This window comes from Massilia varians (genome assembly GCF_027923905.1).
Taxonomy (GTDB): Bacteria; Pseudomonadota; Gammaproteobacteria; order Burkholderiales; family Burkholderiaceae_D; genus Telluria; species Telluria varians_B.
On sequence record NZ_AP026966.1, the window covers coordinates 1,474,213 to 1,489,597 of the forward strand.

Annotated in this window: 16 protein-coding genes and 1 tRNA gene; 7 read left to right on the forward strand and 10 right to left on the reverse strand. The window is 62.5% G+C overall.

Features of this window, described 5'->3' with window-relative positions:
- Positions 1 to 22: 22 nt before the first annotated feature.
- Positions 23 to 2,389, reverse strand: coding sequence for a S9 family peptidase (locus tag MasN3_RS06835; RefSeq protein WP_281913188.1), 2,367 nt, complete (start codon positions 2,387 to 2,389; stop codon positions 23 to 25).
- Between the two features lie 652 nt (positions 2,390 to 3,041).
- Here MasN3_RS06835 and MasN3_RS06840 point away from each other — a divergent pair.
- On the forward strand, positions 3,042 to 3,740 hold the full coding sequence (locus MasN3_RS06840; protein WP_281913189.1) for a PEP-CTERM sorting domain-containing protein: 699 nt from the start codon (positions 3,042 to 3,044) through the stop codon (positions 3,738 to 3,740).
- Positions 3,741 to 3,747: 7 nt separating this feature from the next.
- Here the strand turns inward: MasN3_RS06840 and MasN3_RS06845 are convergent, their stop codons facing one another.
- The 8 genes from MasN3_RS06845 to ispB all read right to left on the reverse strand — a co-directional run bounded on the left by MasN3_RS06845 (position 3,748) and on the right by ispB (position 10,625).
- A complete protein-coding gene (locus MasN3_RS06845; RefSeq protein ID WP_307730406.1) occupies positions 3,748 to 4,644 on the reverse strand; it encodes an amidohydrolase in 897 nt (298 codons plus the stop codon).
- A 47-nt stretch (positions 4,645 to 4,691) separates the two neighbouring features.
- Positions 4,692 to 5,081, reverse strand: a complete 390-nt coding sequence (locus tag MasN3_RS25195; RefSeq protein ID WP_307730407.1) for a hypothetical protein — start codon at positions 5,079 to 5,081, stop codon at positions 4,692 to 4,694.
- Positions 5,082 to 5,389: 308 nt separating this feature from the next.
- Positions 5,390 to 5,986, reverse strand: coding sequence for a hypothetical protein (locus tag MasN3_RS06850; protein WP_281913190.1), 597 nt, complete (start codon positions 5,984 to 5,986; stop codon positions 5,390 to 5,392).
- A gap of 47 nt (positions 5,987 to 6,033) precedes the next feature.
- Positions 6,034 to 7,284 (reverse strand): IS256 family transposase, encoded by a 1,251-nt coding sequence (locus tag MasN3_RS06855; RefSeq protein WP_281913402.1) that lies wholly within the window; start codon positions 7,282 to 7,284, stop codon positions 6,034 to 6,036.
- A 232-nt stretch (positions 7,285 to 7,516) separates the two neighbouring features.
- Positions 7,517 to 8,602 carry a DUF2515 family protein gene (locus MasN3_RS06860; protein ID WP_281913191.1) on the reverse strand — a complete coding sequence of 362 codons (1,086 nt, stop codon included), beginning with the start codon at positions 8,600 to 8,602 and terminating at the stop codon, positions 7,517 to 7,519.
- 65 nt (positions 8,603 to 8,667) lie between these two features.
- The gene (locus MasN3_RS06865; protein WP_281913192.1) at positions 8,668 to 9,234 is read right to left on the reverse strand and encodes a PAAR domain-containing protein; all 567 of its coding nucleotides are present in this window, start codon (positions 9,232 to 9,234) and stop codon (positions 8,668 to 8,670) included.
- Positions 9,235 to 9,509: 275 nt separating this feature from the next.
- Positions 9,510 to 9,586: transfer RNA gene (locus tag MasN3_RS06870), tRNA-Pro, on the reverse strand.
- 52 nt (positions 9,587 to 9,638) lie between these two features.
- Positions 9,639 to 10,625 (reverse strand): octaprenyl diphosphate synthase, encoded by a 987-nt coding sequence (ispB, locus tag MasN3_RS06875; protein ID WP_281913193.1) that lies wholly within the window; start codon positions 10,623 to 10,625, stop codon positions 9,639 to 9,641.
- A gap of 283 nt (positions 10,626 to 10,908) precedes the next feature.
- Here ispB and rplU point away from each other — a divergent pair, with 283 nt between their 5' ends.
- The 6 genes from rplU to MasN3_RS06905 all read left to right on the forward strand — a co-directional run bounded on the left by rplU (position 10,909) and on the right by MasN3_RS06905 (position 14,694).
- Positions 10,909 to 11,220 (forward strand): 50S ribosomal protein L21, encoded by a 312-nt coding sequence (gene rplU, locus MasN3_RS06880; protein ID WP_027865917.1) that lies wholly within the window; start codon positions 10,909 to 10,911, stop codon positions 11,218 to 11,220.
- A 43-nt stretch (positions 11,221 to 11,263) separates the two neighbouring features.
- Positions 11,264 to 11,536, forward strand: coding sequence for a 50S ribosomal protein L27 (rpmA, locus tag MasN3_RS06885; protein ID WP_005668438.1), 273 nt, complete (start codon positions 11,264 to 11,266; stop codon positions 11,534 to 11,536).
- A gap of 107 nt (positions 11,537 to 11,643) precedes the next feature.
- Positions 11,644 to 12,756: a GTPase ObgE gene (gene obgE, locus MasN3_RS06890; RefSeq protein WP_281913195.1), complete on the forward strand. Its 1,113-nt coding sequence runs from the start codon at positions 11,644 to 11,646 to the stop codon at positions 12,754 to 12,756.
- Positions 12,757 to 12,818: 62 nt separating this feature from the next.
- Entirely contained in the window at positions 12,819 to 13,178 is a 360-nt protein-coding gene (locus MasN3_RS06895; RefSeq protein ID WP_281913196.1) for a hypothetical protein, read from the forward strand.
- Positions 13,175 to 14,305: a glutamate 5-kinase gene (proB, locus tag MasN3_RS06900; protein WP_281913197.1), complete on the forward strand. Its 1,131-nt coding sequence runs from the start codon at positions 13,175 to 13,177 to the stop codon at positions 14,303 to 14,305. Before MasN3_RS06895 ends, proB begins: the two co-directional genes overlap by 4 nt.
- Before the next feature lie 26 nt (positions 14,306 to 14,331).
- Positions 14,332 to 14,694 (forward strand): nuclear transport factor 2 family protein, encoded by a 363-nt coding sequence (locus MasN3_RS06905; protein ID WP_281913198.1) that lies wholly within the window; start codon positions 14,332 to 14,334, stop codon positions 14,692 to 14,694.
- Here MasN3_RS06905 and nth read toward each other — a convergent pair.
- The gene (gene nth, locus MasN3_RS06910; protein WP_281913199.1) at positions 14,691 to 15,383 is read right to left on the reverse strand and encodes an endonuclease III; all 693 of its coding nucleotides are present in this window, start codon (positions 15,381 to 15,383) and stop codon (positions 14,691 to 14,693) included. The genes MasN3_RS06905 and nth overlap by 4 nt on opposite strands.
- Positions 15,384 to 15,385 lie beyond the last annotated feature (2 nt).

Below are 15,385 nucleotides of genomic sequence, written 5' to 3' on the forward strand. Positions count from 1 at the left end.
GCGCCCGGAGGCGCCTTCGTTCCTACTGCTTGAGCGTGCGCTCGAACAGCTGGTAAATCCGGCGGTACTGGTCATACCAGGCTTCCGGCTGGACGTAGGCGTGGCGCTCCAGCGGGTAGCTGGCCAGCTCCCAGTTGTCCTTCTTCAGCTCGATCAGGCGCTGGGCCATGCGCACCGAGTCCTGGTAGAACACGTTGTCGTCGACCATGCCGTGCGCGATCAGGAGATGGCCCTGCAGCTTGTCGGCGTACTCGATCGGCGAAGAGATCCGGTAGGCTTCGGGATCGATGTCCGGCGTGTTCAGGATGTTGGCGGTGTAGCCGTGGTTGTAGGTCACCCAGTCCGTCACCGGACGCAGGGCGGCGCCCGACTTGAAGGTTTCCGGCGCGCGCATCAGGGCCATGAAGGTCATGAAGCCGCCGTAGCTGCCGCCGTACACGCCGACGTTCTTGGCATCGCCCTGGTGCTGCGCCACCATGTAGTTCACGCCGTCGATGTAGTCGACCAGTTCCGGATGGCCCATCTGGCGGTAGATCGCATTGCGCCATTTGGCGCCGTAGCCCTTGGAGGCGCGGTAGTCCATGTCGAGCACGACGTAGCCCTTCTGCACCAGCAGGTTATGGAACATCTGCTCGCGGAAGTAGTTCGGGTAGCGCTTGCTGACGTTCTGCAGGTAGCCGGCGCCGTGCACGAACATCACGACCGGATACTTCTTGCCCGGTTCGAGCTGGGCCGGGCGGTACAGCTTGGCCCAGACCGGATCGCCGCCGGCGCTCGAAGGCACCGCCACGTACTGCGGCTCGATCCACTGGCGCGCCTTGAACTCGGCCGTGCGGGTGTCGGTCAGCTTGGTCGCCGCGCCGCCGCTGGTCGGCACCGTGGCCAGTTGGACCGGGGTGTAGCTGCTCGACCAGTGCACCAGCAGTTTCTTCTCGTCGGGCGACAGGGTGAAGCGCTCGACGCCGTCCAGGCTAGTCACTTCGCGGACCGCGCCGTTCCTGGCGTCGACCGCGCAGACCTCATAGTCGCCCGGCGTCTCGCGGTTGCACATCACATAGGCCATGCGGCCGTCGTGCGACCAGCGCACGTCGGAGGCTTCCCACTTGCCCGAGGTGAGGGCGCGGGCAGGACCGCCTTCGGCGGATTGGGTGTACAGGTGCGAGTAGCCGCTTTCCTCGGACAGGTACCACAGGGTGCGGTTGTCCGGCAGCCAGCCGAATTCGTTGTTGTCGTAGTTGACCCAGGCGTTGTCGGTCAGGCGGTGCAGTGGCTTGAGCTTGGCGCCCTGCAGGTCGACGGTGGCGATCCAGCGGTCCTTGTTGTCCACCGCGCGCAGCATGACGGCGACGTTGGCGCCGTTGGCCGACCATTCGATCGCATCGGCGCCGTCGATGACGCGCACCGCGCGGTTACCCTTGAGCGGTTCCTTCTTGGCGGCGGCGCGCAGCTCGGCCAGCGGGTCGACGTTGATGCCCGGCAGCACGTCGAAGGACAAGTCCTGCACCTTGTTGGTGCGCAGGTCGACCAGCTTGAGCGCATGGGGCGCCGGCATGTTGCGGCCGACGCGGGTGCGCTGGTCGTCGAATTCCTCGTAGCCCGATTCGGTCACGTAGCGCGGCATCTTGCCGACGCGGCCCTTGTCGCCGCCTTTCGGCGCGGTGACGACCAGCAGCCAGCGGCCGTCGGGCGAGAGCATACTGCTCTCGATCGCGACCTTGTCGCCCAGGTAGACCGGAGCCGGGGGCAGGGTCGGGTCGACGCGGCGCTGTTCGTTCATGCGCTCGCGCAGCGCGTCGCGATCGTCCTTCTGGCGCTTGAGGTGGGCCATCAGGCGCAGCTGCTGGTCGCGCAGCGCGTCCTCTTCGCTCACCGCCGGGTCCTTGGCGGCGCGCGGCAGCGCGACCGGGCCGACCACGCGGCTTGCGCGGTCCCAGCCGTACCAGTCGGTGCCGATGCGGTAGTAGACCGTGCGTTCGTCGGCCGAATACTGCAGCCCGTCGATCCTGGTGGCGCCGCGCGTGATCTGCACCAGCGCGCCGTTCTTCAGGTCGCGCTCGAACAGGTCGCCGTTACGCAACATCAGGGCGCGGGTCTGGGCCGGGTTGTAGATGACCTCGGCGCCGTCGATCCTGGCCGCATCGAGGTCGCTCACCAGCTTCGGCTTGCCGCCCTGGCTGATCTGCCAGGTGTCGCGGATCGGCGAGCCGGTGCGCTTCTGTTTGTAGAACACCTGCTTGCTGTCCCAGCTCCACCAGGCGTTCTCCACCGGCGTGCCGATCCAGTCGGGGTGGGCCATGGCCTGGTCGAGGGTGATGGGCGTGGATGCCGCCGTGGACAGCGCCGGCAAGGTCAGGAGCGCTGCGAAGATCGTGAGTGCTGGTGTACGCATCGTGTTGTAGGAGCTGAAGTAGAAAGGAGATTGGCTTTCTTGCCAGAAAATGCGACTTGCATTCTAGCTCAGCATTTCACGCTGCGGGTGATATGGAGAATATCCCTGCTAAAAAAGGAAGCGCCGGCGTACGTACATACGTACAACCGGCGCAAGCCCATCAATACTGCTGTTGCATCGCAGCGTTCAGGCCGCCTTGCCCGGGCGTTTCGCCGGGCGCAGGAACAAGGCCAGGCGCACGACCAGCGCCACGATGGCGCAGGCGCTCAGGACGGTATCGAGCATGTCCATGTTCAGCCCCGGATTGCAGGAGCCCAGCCGCCATGCGCGGCATAAAGTTCGATCGAGAAGCTGCGCACTGCGGCGAGCGCGCTGGCAAAGAAGCGGCGGGTCGTGGCCATGGTGTTTCCCCTGTAAAGATTGCGATGTTGCGGTGCAGTATAAAGAGGAAGGGGCCATAAATAAACTTTAGATTGGTGATTCCTTCGATACAGTTATTGAATAATTGACGAAATAGATCGGACAGTGATATTTACGTGGCGAATGTCTCATTGTCGCCACTGTGAATAGCTGAGGTATCGAAAGGAGCGGAAGGCCTGTCGGAAATATTTACAGTCGTAACTACTTATGTATTGAAGGAAAAGCCAAGTACTTGACGCAGCATGCATTTTTAGCGCTGGTCCTGAATTTGCTTGACCATGAGTTCCGCATTCAAACCAACCATCAAGGAACTGTCATGCGTACTTCGCCCGCCGCTCTGTTTGCCGGCCTGCTCATCGGCACCGGCATGCTCGCACCCTTCCAGGCAAGCGCCACGCCGATCGTGCGCGATTTCGACAACTACACCTCACCGCCCGTGAGCTGCTGTTACACGAGCAGCGAGGTGAGGGTAGCCGTCTATGCCGACCTGACGGTCTCCGGCGGAGAAAGCGGCCGGGTCATGAATGCGAGTGGCTGGAACAATCTCCAGACATCCGGCGCGAACCTGTACGGCAGCAAGGACGGTTTCATCGACCTGTTGTTCACTGCGCCCGTCTACAACCTGGCCTTCGACCTCATCCACGGCAATTTCGGCAACATCAATCTCACGGTCAATTACTTTGACTCTGGTAATGTGCTGTTGGAACAGGCTTCGGTGCCGTTGACCTCGTACGCCATGCCCGGCTCGGTCAAGCACGTGATAGGGCGTGCGACCAACATTGCGCACGTACGCATTACCGGCGCGTCGAACATGGCGATCGACACGATCAGCTTCGAGCTTGCCCCGGTGAACGTGCCGGAACCCGCCAGCATGGCCCTGATAGGGCTTGCCGCCCTCGGCATGACGGCGGCCCGCCGCCGTCGTGCATGAGCGGCTGTTATTTCGCCGCCACCTGGTTGCCGCCCCCAAGGTAGTTGAGCGCCATCATGGACATGGCCCGTACCCCGACAACCAGGGCCTTTTCGTCGACGAAGAACTTGGGATTGTGGTTGGGCGCCGCCTTGGCAGGATCCTGCCCATCGGGCGTGATGCCCAGGAAGACATACAGTCCCGGCACCTGTTCGGAGAAGAAGGAAAAATCTTCCGATGCGCCTGACAGGAGCGCCTGCGAGACCTTGCCGTCGGCAGCGCGCTCCAGCACCGGCCGCATGCTGTCGGCCAGGGCTTTTTGATTCTCCACCGCATCGTACATCGGGACGATGGTAACCTTCGCTTCCGCGCCGGTGCTGGCGGCGATGTTCTGTGCGCTGGTCTTGATGTCCGCCACGACGTCGCCGCGAACTTTCTTGCCATAGCTGCGAATCGTTCCCGTCATGTTCACCGTTTCGGGAACGATGTTCGGGCCGGTGCCGCCATTGATCGTGCCGACGGTCACCACCACGGGAGACTCCGTCAGGTTGGCCTGCCGGCTCACCACGGTTTGCAGGCCGTTGATGACGAGCGCCGAGGTCACGATCGGATCGATCGTATTCCATGGCATGCCGCCATGTCCTTGCTTGCCGGTGACGCTGATGTCGAGCGAGTCGCTGGCGGCCGTGATGGGGCCGGTACGCCAGCTGATCTCGCCCGAGCGGCCCGGCATGACGTGCATGACCAGTATCGCATCCGGCTTGATCTGCTTGAACAGGCCCTCATCGAGCATCAGCTTGGCGCCCCAGGCTTTGCCGGTGCCGGGCAGGAAGGTGCTGGAACCTTCCTCGGCGGGCTGGAAGATGAACATCACGGTGCCGGCCAGGCTGTCGCGCATGCCCGAGAGCACCGTTGCGGTCGCCATTAGCATGGCCGTGTGGGTATCGTGGCCGCATGCATGACGTCGACCTCTCATCCCTGGTAATTGCCCTTGGCCTTGGATGCGAAAGGCAGGCCGGCCGGTTCCTTGACCGGCAGCGCATCCATGTCGGCGCGCAGCGCCACCGTCTTGCCCGGCTTGGCGCCCTTGAGGATGCCGACCACGCCGGTGATGCCGATCCCGGTGCGCACCTCCAGGCCAAGCTGGCGCAAGTGGTCGGCCACGAGTTTGGCGGTGCGGGTTTCCTGGTTTCCGAGCTCGGGATGCTGGTGGATGTCGCGTCGCCACTTGATCAGTTGCGGCTCGACCGCGGCGGCGCGCTGGCGGATTTGCTGCTCGCCGGCGCTCGGCTCGGCGGCATTTGCTGTATGGGAGAGAACCATTGCTGCCAGCGCGGCAGGGACGAGTCGCGAGAGTCGCATTTTCATTCCTTCCTTATGTGGCCGTGACACCGCTGCACATATCGACGCGGTGTGATGCGGGGTGTCTACGGCGTGCGAGATATCTTGAATATAATCCTTTCCTATGCAGATATAATCCTTTCCTATGCAGGGTGCATGAACCGAGGCTTAAGGCGCTCCGAGCAGCGCCGGCGGCAGGCGAGCGCCGACGAGGCAGGTGCTATGAAGCTCGACTAGGGATGAGTGCGGGACTGCCGAGCTGAGCGACGGCCGAGCAATTCCTGCGCATCGCGATCGGCGTGGGAGGGGCCTTACTACTCGTGTTGCATCTATGGCATCTTGTTCGCAGTCGGACCAGCCGGGCACCTGAACCGCGCCGGCGCATTGGATACCTCGTTGCCGAGGAAAGACTTATCCCACGGGTTAGGGGCTCCCGGTTCCCGTCCAACGGTGTCCATGCTAAGGCCCACGTCAACGAGGAAAAGGTAAGGCGGCTTCTCGTCGGGCCAGCAGCCATCGGTGCACTTGAGCCGGAATGTCATGCCGTACTTCTTCGGAACACGCAACTCTGCCGACTGGCTGTAACCTGGCTCGAATATCCGCTGGTACAGTCGCTTCTTGCCTTCCGGCGTCAGGTCGAACCACTTGCTGCCATTGTCGGCCCATGGTTCCCAGCCGCCCGCCTTGAACTGGTTCTGCAGGTTCTCCAGAATCGCTACTGCCTGATCGAAGGGTAACTTGTCCAGCATTGGCGAGGTGGAAACAGTATCAACGACGTTATGCAGGTAGCCGACGAACGCGAACTTCGTCGGCGGTAGGATGAATCCGTGCTGTGGGTCGTTGAAACACAGGATGACCGCCGGTTCCTTGACGATGGTGTCTCCGGTTAGCGATGTGGTTTCGCTGGGATGATTTGATCGTTCCAAGACCGGGGACCTGTCAGAAATTCTGTGTGCGGGGCCAGAATTCGTAGTTAGGTAATTGCGTTCGTGAAGCGCTCGCCGAACATAATGGCGAACTGATTGGCAGCCTGTTTCCAGGTACGCTGCGGCATCTTCCAATCTTTCTCGATATTGCGCAAGGCCAGAAACAACAATTTGGTTGCTGCTTCGTCGCTGGGGAAGTGGCCGCGGTTCTTGACGATCTTTCGCAGGCGCATATGCAAGCTCTCGATGGCATTGGTCGTGTAGATGATGGTGCGCACTTCCGGCGGATAGGCGAAGAAGGGAATTACCTGCTGCCACTGGCGGCGCCACATCGCTGCCACCGTCGGAAATCTGGTGCCCCATGGCCCGGCCGCGAACGCGTCAAGCGCCGCTTCAGCCAAGTCAGCATTGGCAGCCTGGTAGACGGGCTTCAGGGCCGCCGCCAGCTCCTTGCGGTCCTTCCACGCTGCCAGCGTTGTCGAGTTGCGAATCAGGTGTACGATGCAGGTCTGAATCTGCGCTTGCGGGTATACCGCCTCGATGGCCTCAGGGAAGCCGCGCAGGCCGTCGACGACGGCGATCAGGATGTCCTCCAGTCCTCGGTTCTTCAGTTCGTTGAAAACCTTCAGCCAAAACTTGGCTCCTTCCGTTTGCTCGATCCACAGGCCCAGCACCTCCTTGCGGCCATCGGCACGAATGCCCAAGGCCAGGTAGACGGCCTTGTTCTTGACGGTGCCTTCGTCCCGGATTTTCAGGCGCAGCGCGTCGAAATAGACGATCGGGTACATCGCTTCGAGTGGCCGCTGCTGCCATTGATTGACCTCTTCGAGAACCTCGTCGGTGATGGTCGAGATCAGGTCTGGCGAGACGTCGGTACCGTACAGCTCCAACAAATGCCCCTGGATTTCGCGCACGCTCATGCCGCGCGCGTACATGCTGATGACGTGATCGTCAAAGCCCGTCATCCGGCGCTGGTGCTTGGCCACCAGCTTGGGCTCGAAGCTCGACAGGCGATCACGTGGAATGTCCAGATGGAGTTCGCCGCCCGGTGTCAGCACCTTCTTCGGACTGCTGCCGTTACGGTGATTCTTGCTGCCTTCGCCCTCGCTGGCCAGGTGATGGCTCAGCTCGGCCGACAGCATGCGCTCGGCCAGCATCTTCTTGAGCTGTCCGGCCAGGCCAGCTTCACCGAGGATCGATTCGGCGTCCTTGTTCTCGACCTGGGCGAGCAACTGGTCGATCAGCTCGACCGGGAATGGGTATGCGGCTTTCTGTTTCTTGGGCTTTTTGGTGGTCATCACTTCGGTCATGGAACAGTCCTTTCGAGATTATTTCATGACCCCGTTCCACACAGAAATACTGACAGGCTCAAGACCGGGTAGGTTGATGCTTTCACCACCTCCTCAAAACTCTGCCCGACCCTGAACGACAGCATGGTGGGCGCTGCCGCCGGGGCGGGCGACCGCTGCCAAGCGCCGAGCCCGAGCACAGCCGCAACGGTCACAAGTACCAGCACGAGATTGCGGCGCTTCACGCTACGCCCCCTCCCGAGGCGATCTTGAGCATTGACGCTTCGACATAAGGCCACTCCCTTCCTCTCAGCAGTTCGTTGAAGCGGTCGGCGGCCTTGTAGACAAACTTCATCCGTTCCTCGACTACCCAAAGCTTCGCGTCTTTCAGGCGGGGGAAGTACGAGGTCAAGCCAGCTTTCGGTTTGCACTGCGCTGACAGGGTGAGTTGAACCTCCATGTACACGCCGGACGGGAACCCTATCGCCCAAGCCAGCTGATTGTTGGCGAGCGCGGCCTGCATCCGTGGATCGTTGTACATAATGGCCTGGAGAACATTCACCTGTTCATGCCAAGCGAGGGCCTTGACGCTTTCTGCGGGATTTCCTTCTGCGATCCGCTCAAAGCCCGTCTTGATTTCGCCGAAGGGGAACCCGAACTTCAACTGGTTCTCAACGTCCCATTTGATCCTCTTGGCAGCACCTTGCCTGTTGGCGATGGCTTGCCTCCTGTCGAGATAGGTCTGGAACTCCTTTGAGCCACGCTCCATGTAGAAACGGTGCAGCGGGTAGATGTCGAGAAAAAGGTGCATGTTCCCGAACCCCAGACGTGCAAGCATGTCGTCCGCGCCGTTCCTGATCGTCACCGGCATCGCGCTCATTCCGGCCGCCTCCGTGCTGTTTCCCGCCCAGTTCACGACGGAGCGGAGCTCATCGCTGCTCTTGTCCGATAACTGCCGGGCATGGAGCAGGCCGCACCCTACCTGTTTCGACGCGAACGCCGCCAGCCCGGCCCACTGGAAGCGGTTATCGGCCAGCCACAGCCTGGCGTAGGCCGCGTTGATGCGCTTGTTCCGCTCCGTGTCGTCCTCGATGATGTTACCGTTGACTGCGATGATGTCCTCCGCCTCCTGTTGGAAGGTCCTCCACAGGTGTTCAGGGCTCAACTGATAGCTCAGAAGTCCCTGTTTCACTGTCGCAGCTGGTCCGACGTAGTGATGCACGCGACATTCGCGGATTGGCTGAAGGTTCTGACCGATCGCGATGCCGTGGTACTGATGCTTGGGGAAGTACGGATTGGGCTTGCCGGGGACGTAGGTCGTGGGCACAGGGCGCTCCTCATGGGCATCGGGCGGCCGCAACCCGTCGCAGGACTGCGGCCCGCTCAGCTGGATCAGGCAGGGGCGGTGTCGTTATCGACGTGCCACTGGATGAAGGCCGCGTGCTCCTGGGCCGTCAGGGGTCGTGTCGCCCCGTTCCGGTTGGTGGTTCCCTCGATAACGCTGTCCTGGAGTTGAAGCCTGTAGCGGCGATGCCTGTAGGGTTCGTCGGTATCCGGGTCCAGCAGCACCAGCGCGATACCATCGGATTCGGTGGCTGCGCTGCCTCCGGTTTCGTTGAGCGTTGCCGCAGCTGCGCCGGCAGCACCCGCTTGCCCGGCGTGCCAGTCGCCGTCGAACTGTTGGCAGGCATAGGTCTGGTTTTCGACCAGGCGCGGTGGCGGGCTGCATTTGCAGATGCACAGGTCGCCGCTCAAGGCCAATTGTTTCCCGTTGAAGGTGTCGCTGAGCCGGGGACCGTCCGGTTTGATGACGCCGACCGTGTTGCATGCCGGGCACGACACCTGATCGTCCTCGTGCGCGACCGGAACGCCGTTGATTGTCGTGAAAGGATCGGCAGAGATGACCTTGCCCCCAGCAGTCGTAGTGGCCCCAAGCGTGATTTCATATCTGATGATCATGCCATCCCCTTCGATGTGAGTCTTATAGGCGAAGACTCCAATCTAGTCAGGGGTGGGGCCGCTACTTTGACGAACAGCAACAGTCGTCAGCGACCAGCAGTGAGCCGCACTCGCTGGTCCGGGTGCCTTTAACGGCGAAGATGTCCTGAGCACCGATGCAAAGGAGGGCGTGGACACCTTGACGCTCAATGACTGACAGCGGACCGGTGCAGGCTGGCGCTCGCCAAAACAAAAAAGCCAGATCACCTTGCGGTTGATCTGGCTTTCGAATTCGGTGGTCGGGGTGAGAGGATTCGAACCTCCGGCCTCTACGTCCCGAACGTAGCGCTCTACCGGGCTAAGCTACACCCCGACTGTTTGAGACTTCGTTACCGAAATCTCGGGAAGGCATTACTATATTCGGCTCAATGGTTCCTGTCAACAGCGAAACTGCAGAGCTGCAGCAGGCTCGCCTTGTAGACGCTCTCCGGCAGGCCGGCAATTGCCTCGGCCGCGCGGCGCGCAGCCTGTTCCGCCTGCTGGCGGGTATAGGCCAGTGCGCCGCTCGAGCTCACCGCCGCCAGCACCGCTTCGAACTGCGCTTCGTCGCCATGCTCGATGCAGCTGCGCACTAGCTGGCGTTGTTCCGGCGTGCCGTTTTCCATCAGCCAGATCAGGGGCAGGGTAGGCTTGCCTTCGCGCAGGTCGTCGCCCAGGTTCTTGCCGATCTCGGCGGCGTCGCCGGCATAGTCCAGCACATCGTCGATCAGCTGGAAGGCCGTGCCCAGCGAGCGGCCGTATTCGCCGGCCGCGGCGATCTGCTCGTCGCCCGCGCCGCCCACCAGGGCGCCCAGCTCGGCGGCCGCCTCGAACAGCTTGGCGGTCTTGGAGCGGATCACATTCAGATAGCTCTCATGGGTGACGTCCGGATCGTGCATGTTCAGCAGCTGCAGCACTTCGCCTTCGGCGATCACGGTGGTGGCGCGCGACAGGATGCTCATCACGCGCATGTTGTCGAGGCTGGTCATCATCTCGAAGGAGCGCGAGTACAGGTAGTCGCCCACCAGCACCGAGGCGGCGTTGCCGAACAGGGCGTTGGCTGTCTGGCGCCCGCGGCGCATCGAGGATTCGTCGACCACGTCGTCGTGCAGCAGGGTCGCGGTGTGGATGAACTCGACCACCGCCGCCAGTTCGTGATGGTCGGTGCCCTTGTAGCCGTAGGCATTGGCCAGCAGCAGCACCAGCACCGGCCGGATCCGCTTCCCGCCCGCGCTGATGATGTACTCGGCAATCTGGTTCACCAGGCTCACTTCCGAGTGCAGTCGCTGTCGGATCACCGTGTTCACGGCCTCCATGTCGGTGGCGATCGAATGGGCAATGGTGTTCTGGGCGTGTTGGGTAGCGGCTGACAAGGCGAACCTGCAATAAACGGTGAGTATTTGGTTAAGTGGCGAGATTATACGTCATGCAAGGGGAGGGCGTCCCACGGATGGCTTATCGCTCGCACGGACGAGCGAAGGCCGGTCCGGGGCGCGTTGGCATTGTGCTACGTCCACAACACGATCTCTTCCGAATCGTCAAGGCCTTTTGACGCGCTGCAGCGAGTTATGTATAATCCCCTGTTCCCCGGCTTCCGAACAGTCCAGCGTCTCGACGCCGGTGGGAATCTTTTAAACATTTGATGAGGTTTCAATCATGTACGCGGTCATAAAAACCGGTGGCAAGCAATATAAAGTTGTCGCTGGCGAAAAACTCAAAGTAGAACAGATACCTGCTGACATTGGTTCCGAACTCACCATCGATCAAGTTCTCGCGCTCGGCGCGGGCGACAGCATCAAGTTTGGTGCTCCGCTGGTCGAAGGTGCCTCGGTCCTGGTGAAAGTTGTTTCCCACGGTCGCCACGACAAGGTTCGCATTTTCAAGATGCGCCGTCGTAAGCACTACCAGAAGCGTCAGGGCCATCGCCAGAACTTCACCGAAATCCAGGTGGTGTCGATCAACGGCTAATTGCCGTTCGATTCACCAAGTTCATTCATCAAGGAGCAAATAAATGGCACACAAAAAAGGTGGCGGTACTACCCGCAACGGCCGTGACTCAGAAAGCAAACGCCTTGGCGTGAAAGTCTACGGCGGCCAGGCGATCAACGCCGGCGGCATCATCATCCGTCAACGCGGCACCCCGGTGCGCGCTGGCGCCAACGTCGGCACTGGCAAGGATCACACCCTGTTCGCGCTGGTCGACGGTACCGTCAAGTTCGTCAAGCAAGGCGTGGGCTCGAAGCAGTTCGTGACCGTCGTTGCTAACGAAGCAGTCGCTGCTTAAATAAGCACACGCGCCGTTTTCGAACGGCGCTTCTTTGTAAGGCGCAAGCCTTCCATCGAAAGGCTCTGCCCACGGTAGGGCCTTTTTAGTTTTTATCGGTCACCATCATGAAGTTTATCGACGAAGCAAGAATTGAAGTCATCGCCGGCGACGGCGGCAACGGGTGCGCCTCGTTCCGCCGCGAGAAGTTCCGCCCATTCGGCGGCCCGGACGGCGGCGACGGCGGCAAGGGCGGCTCGATCTACGTGGTGGCCGACCGTAACATCAACACCCTGGTGGACTTCCGCTATTCGAAGACCCATCACGCCCGCAACGGCGAACCGGGCCGCGGCTCGGACTGCTACGGCAAGGGCGCTGAGGACGTTTACATGCGCATGCCGGTCGGCACGCTGATCGTGGACGACGTCAGCGGCGAGATCATCGCCGACCTGACCGAGCACGGCCAGACCGAACTGCTGGCCAAGGGCGGCGAGGGCGGCTGGGGCAACATCCACTTCAAGACCTCGACCAACCGCGCGCCGCGCCAGAAGACCGAAGGCAAGGCCGGCGAGCGCCGCACCCTGCGCCTGGAGCTGAAGGTGCTGGCCGACGTGGGCCTTCTGGGCATGCCGAACGCCGGCAAGTCTACTTTTATTACGGCCGTGTCGAACGCCAAGCCGAAGATCGCCGACTACCCGTTCACCACCCTGCACCCGAACCTGGGCGTGGTGCGCGTGTCGCACGAGAAGAGCTTCGTGATCGCCGACATCCCGGGCCTGATCGAGGGCGCGGCCGAAGGCGCGGGCCTGGGCCACCAGTTCCTGCGCCACCTGGCGCGCACCGGCCTGCTGCTGCACATCGTCGACCTGTCGGGCTTCGACGAGAAAGTCGATGCGGTCAAGGAAGCCAAGGCCCTGGTCAAGGAACTGGAAAAGTACGACGAAGAGCTGCTCAACAAGCCGCGCTGGCTGGTGCTGAACAAGCTCGACGTGGTCGACGAAGCCGAGCGCAAGAAGCGCGTCAAGGACTTCGTCAAGCGCATGGCCTGGAAAGGCCCGGTGTTCGAGATCTCTGCACTGAACCGCGAAGGCTGCCAGGACCTGGTCAACGCGATCTACCTGCACCTCGAAGAGAAGCGCACCAGCGAGCAGCGCGCCGAAGAAACCGCCATGACCGAGGAAGCGCGCGGCATCAATTCGATCGATCCGGACGATCCGCGTTTCAAGATTCTCGAGGATTAAGAGACGCTAAGTTGGCCGCGTCGTCCGTCACTCGCAGCTGGCTGCGCAGCCAGCTGCTGCACATGATCGCCACCGCCAGCTCACTGGCGGCGCTGGCGGCCATGCTCGATCCCGACCGCATTGCGTCGGCGATGGGCATCTTTCTCGTCGGCGTCAACGGCTACAGCCAGTTCTACGCCGTCTACGTGGGCATGCGCCTCGCTACCGCGATGCTGGCGCTGCTGGCATCGAGACAGGGCGACCAGCCCCTCCTCGTCGACCTCACCGCATTGTTCCTCCTGGCCCAGCCGGCCGGGCGCCTCGTCGCCGCTTTCGCGATCGGGCTGCCGAAGGGGGTATTATTAGCAGTCTGCGCGGTCGAGTTGTTGGCAGGACTTTCCCTGCTGGCCTTACGGCCGCGAGGAAAATTCTTGTCACCATGACCTCAGCTCACCACTCAGCGCTCCAGCACGCCTCCCGCATCATCGTCAAGGTCGGTTCCTCGCTCGTCACCGACGAGGGCAGGGGCCTCGACCATACCGCCATCGCCCGCTGGGCGGCCCAGATCGCCGCGCTGCGCGTCCTCGGCAAGGAAGTTGTGCTCGTGTCCTCGGGCGCGATCGCCGAAGGCATGCTGCGCCTCGGTTTCAGCGCACGCCCGACCGACATCCACGAACTGCAGGCCTGCGCCGCCGTGGGCCAGATGGGGCTGGCGCAGATCTACGAAACCAGTTTTCGCACGCACGGCGTCCAGACCGCCCAGGTGCTGCTGACCCACGCCGACCTGGCCGACCGCGAACGCTACCTGAACGCGCGCTCGACGCTCACCACCCTGCTGCGCCTGGGCGTGGTCCCGATCATCAACGAGAACGACACCGTCGTCACCGACGAGATCAAGTTCGGCGACAACGACACCCTCGGCGCGCTGGTGGCCAACCTGATCGAGGCCGACGCGCTGGTGATCCTGACCGACCAGCGCGGCCTGTTTTCCGCCGATCCGCGCAAGGACCCGAACGCACGCCTGATCCAGGAAGCGCAGGCGGGCGACCCGCAGCTGGAAGCGATGGCCGGCGGAGCGGGCTCGAGCATCGGACGGGGCGGCATGCTGACCAAGGTGCTGGCGGCCAAGCGCGCGGCGCGCTCGGGCGCCCACACCATCATCGCCTGGGGCCGCGAGGAAGACGCGCTGCTGCGCCTGGCTGGCGGCGAGATGATCGGCACCCAGCTGACCGCGCCGACCGGCCGCCTGACCGCGCGCCGCCAATGGATGATCGACCACCTGCACACCACCGGCGAAGTCGTGATCGATGCCGGCGCCGTGCAGAAGCTGACCCGCGAGGGCAAGTCGCTGCTGCCGATCGGCGTGGTCGCGGTGCGCGGCGAATTTGGACGCGGCCAGGTGATCACCTGCATCGACGAAGCGGGCAAGCCGCTGGCGCGCGGGCTGACCAACTACACCAGCAGCGAAGTGCGGCGCATCATGCGCCATTCCTCGGCGGAGATCGAGCGCATCCTCGGTTATGTCGAGGGGCCGGAGCTGGTCCACCGCGACAACATGGTGCTGCTGTAGGCGCTGTTTTCTCTACTAATAAACTGATGAAACCGACTTCCCCTCTCGCTGTCGTCCAGGCGCAGCTCGACGCCTACAACGCCAAGGACCTTGATGCCCTGATGGCCACCTACGCGCCGGATGCGCAGCAGTTCGCGCTGCACGGTGCGCTGCTGGCACAGGGGCACGAACAGATCCGCCCGCGCTACCAGGAGCGCTTCCTTGAACCCGACCTGCATGCATGCCTGCTCACGCGCTCGGTCCTCGGCAACTTCGTCACCGACCTCGAGATCGTGACCCGCAACTTCCCGGAAGGACGTGGCACGGTCGAGATGCTGTGCGTGTATGAAGTGGTCGACGGGCGCATCGTGCGCGCCTCGTTCGCGGCCGGGGAACAGCGGCTCGGCTAGCCCAGTTCGGCCGCCTGGCTGGCCAGGTCGGCCGCCGGATCCATCACGCCGGCGGGCGCCGGCGTCTTGTCCTTGAACTCGCACAGGTCCTTGATCAGGCAGTTCCAGCACTTGGGTTTTCGCGCCACGCAGGTGTAGCGGCCGTGCAGGATCAGCCAGTGGTGGGCATCGATCAGGAACTCCTTGGGCACGAACTTGAGCAGCTTCCGCTCGACGATGTCGACGTTCTTGCCCGGTGCGATTTTGGTGCGGTTCGCCACCCGGAAGATGTGGGTGTCGACCGCCATGGTCGGCTCGCCGAAGGCCGTGTTGAGCACCACGTTGGCGGTCTTGCGGCCCACCCCGGGCAGGGCTTCCAGCGCCTCGCGCGAGTGCGGCACTTCGCCGCCATGCTGCTCCACCAGGATGCGGCAGGTCGCCATGACGTTGGCGGCCTTGGTGTTGTACAGGCCGATGGTCGAAATATAGGACTTGAGTTCGTCCAGGCCCAGGTCGAGGATGGCCTGCGGCGTGTTGGCCACCGGGTAGAGGCGGCGCGTGGCCTTGTTGACGCCGACGTCGGTCGATTGCGCCGACAGCAGCACCGCGATCAGAAGTTCAAAAGGCGTGCTGAACTCCAGTTCGGTGGTCGGCTTGGGATTGGCGGCGCGAAAGCGCGTGAATATTTCTAAACGTTTGGCGGAATTCATCA

Coding starts and splice junctions, on each gene's coding strand:
- MasN3_RS06835 (WP_281913188.1), bottom strand. CDS start 2,389: ATGCGTACACCAGCACTCACGATCTTCGCAGCGCTCCTGACCTTGCCG.
- MasN3_RS06845 (WP_307730406.1), bottom strand. CDS start 4,644: ATGGCGACCGCAACGGTGCTCTCGGGCATGCGCGACAGCCTGGCCGGC.
- MasN3_RS25195 (WP_307730407.1), bottom strand. CDS start 5,081: ATGCGACTCTCGCGACTCGTCCCTGCCGCGCTGGCAGCAATGGTTCTC.
- MasN3_RS06855 (WP_281913402.1), bottom strand. CDS start 7,284: ATGACCACCAAAAAGCCCAAGAAACAGAAAGCCGCATACCCATTCCCG.
- MasN3_RS06865 (WP_281913192.1), bottom strand. CDS start 9,234: ATGATCATCAGATATGAAATCACGCTTGGGGCCACTACGACTGCTGGG.
- rplU (WP_027865917.1), top strand. CDS start 10,909: ATGTACGCGGTCATAAAAACCGGTGGCAAGCAATATAAAGTTGTCGCT.
- rpmA (WP_005668438.1), top strand. CDS start 11,264: ATGGCACACAAAAAAGGTGGCGGTACTACCCGCAACGGCCGTGACTCA.
- obgE (WP_281913195.1), top strand. CDS start 11,644: ATGAAGTTTATCGACGAAGCAAGAATTGAAGTCATCGCCGGCGACGGC.
- MasN3_RS06895 (WP_281913196.1), top strand. CDS start 12,819: ATGATCGCCACCGCCAGCTCACTGGCGGCGCTGGCGGCCATGCTCGAT.
- proB (WP_281913197.1), top strand. CDS start 13,175: ATGACCTCAGCTCACCACTCAGCGCTCCAGCACGCCTCCCGCATCATC.
- MasN3_RS06905 (WP_281913198.1), top strand. CDS start 14,332: ATGAAACCGACTTCCCCTCTCGCTGTCGTCCAGGCGCAGCTCGACGCC.
- nth (WP_281913199.1), bottom strand. CDS start 15,383: ATGAATTCCGCCAAACGTTTAGAAATATTCACGCGCTTTCGCGCCGCC.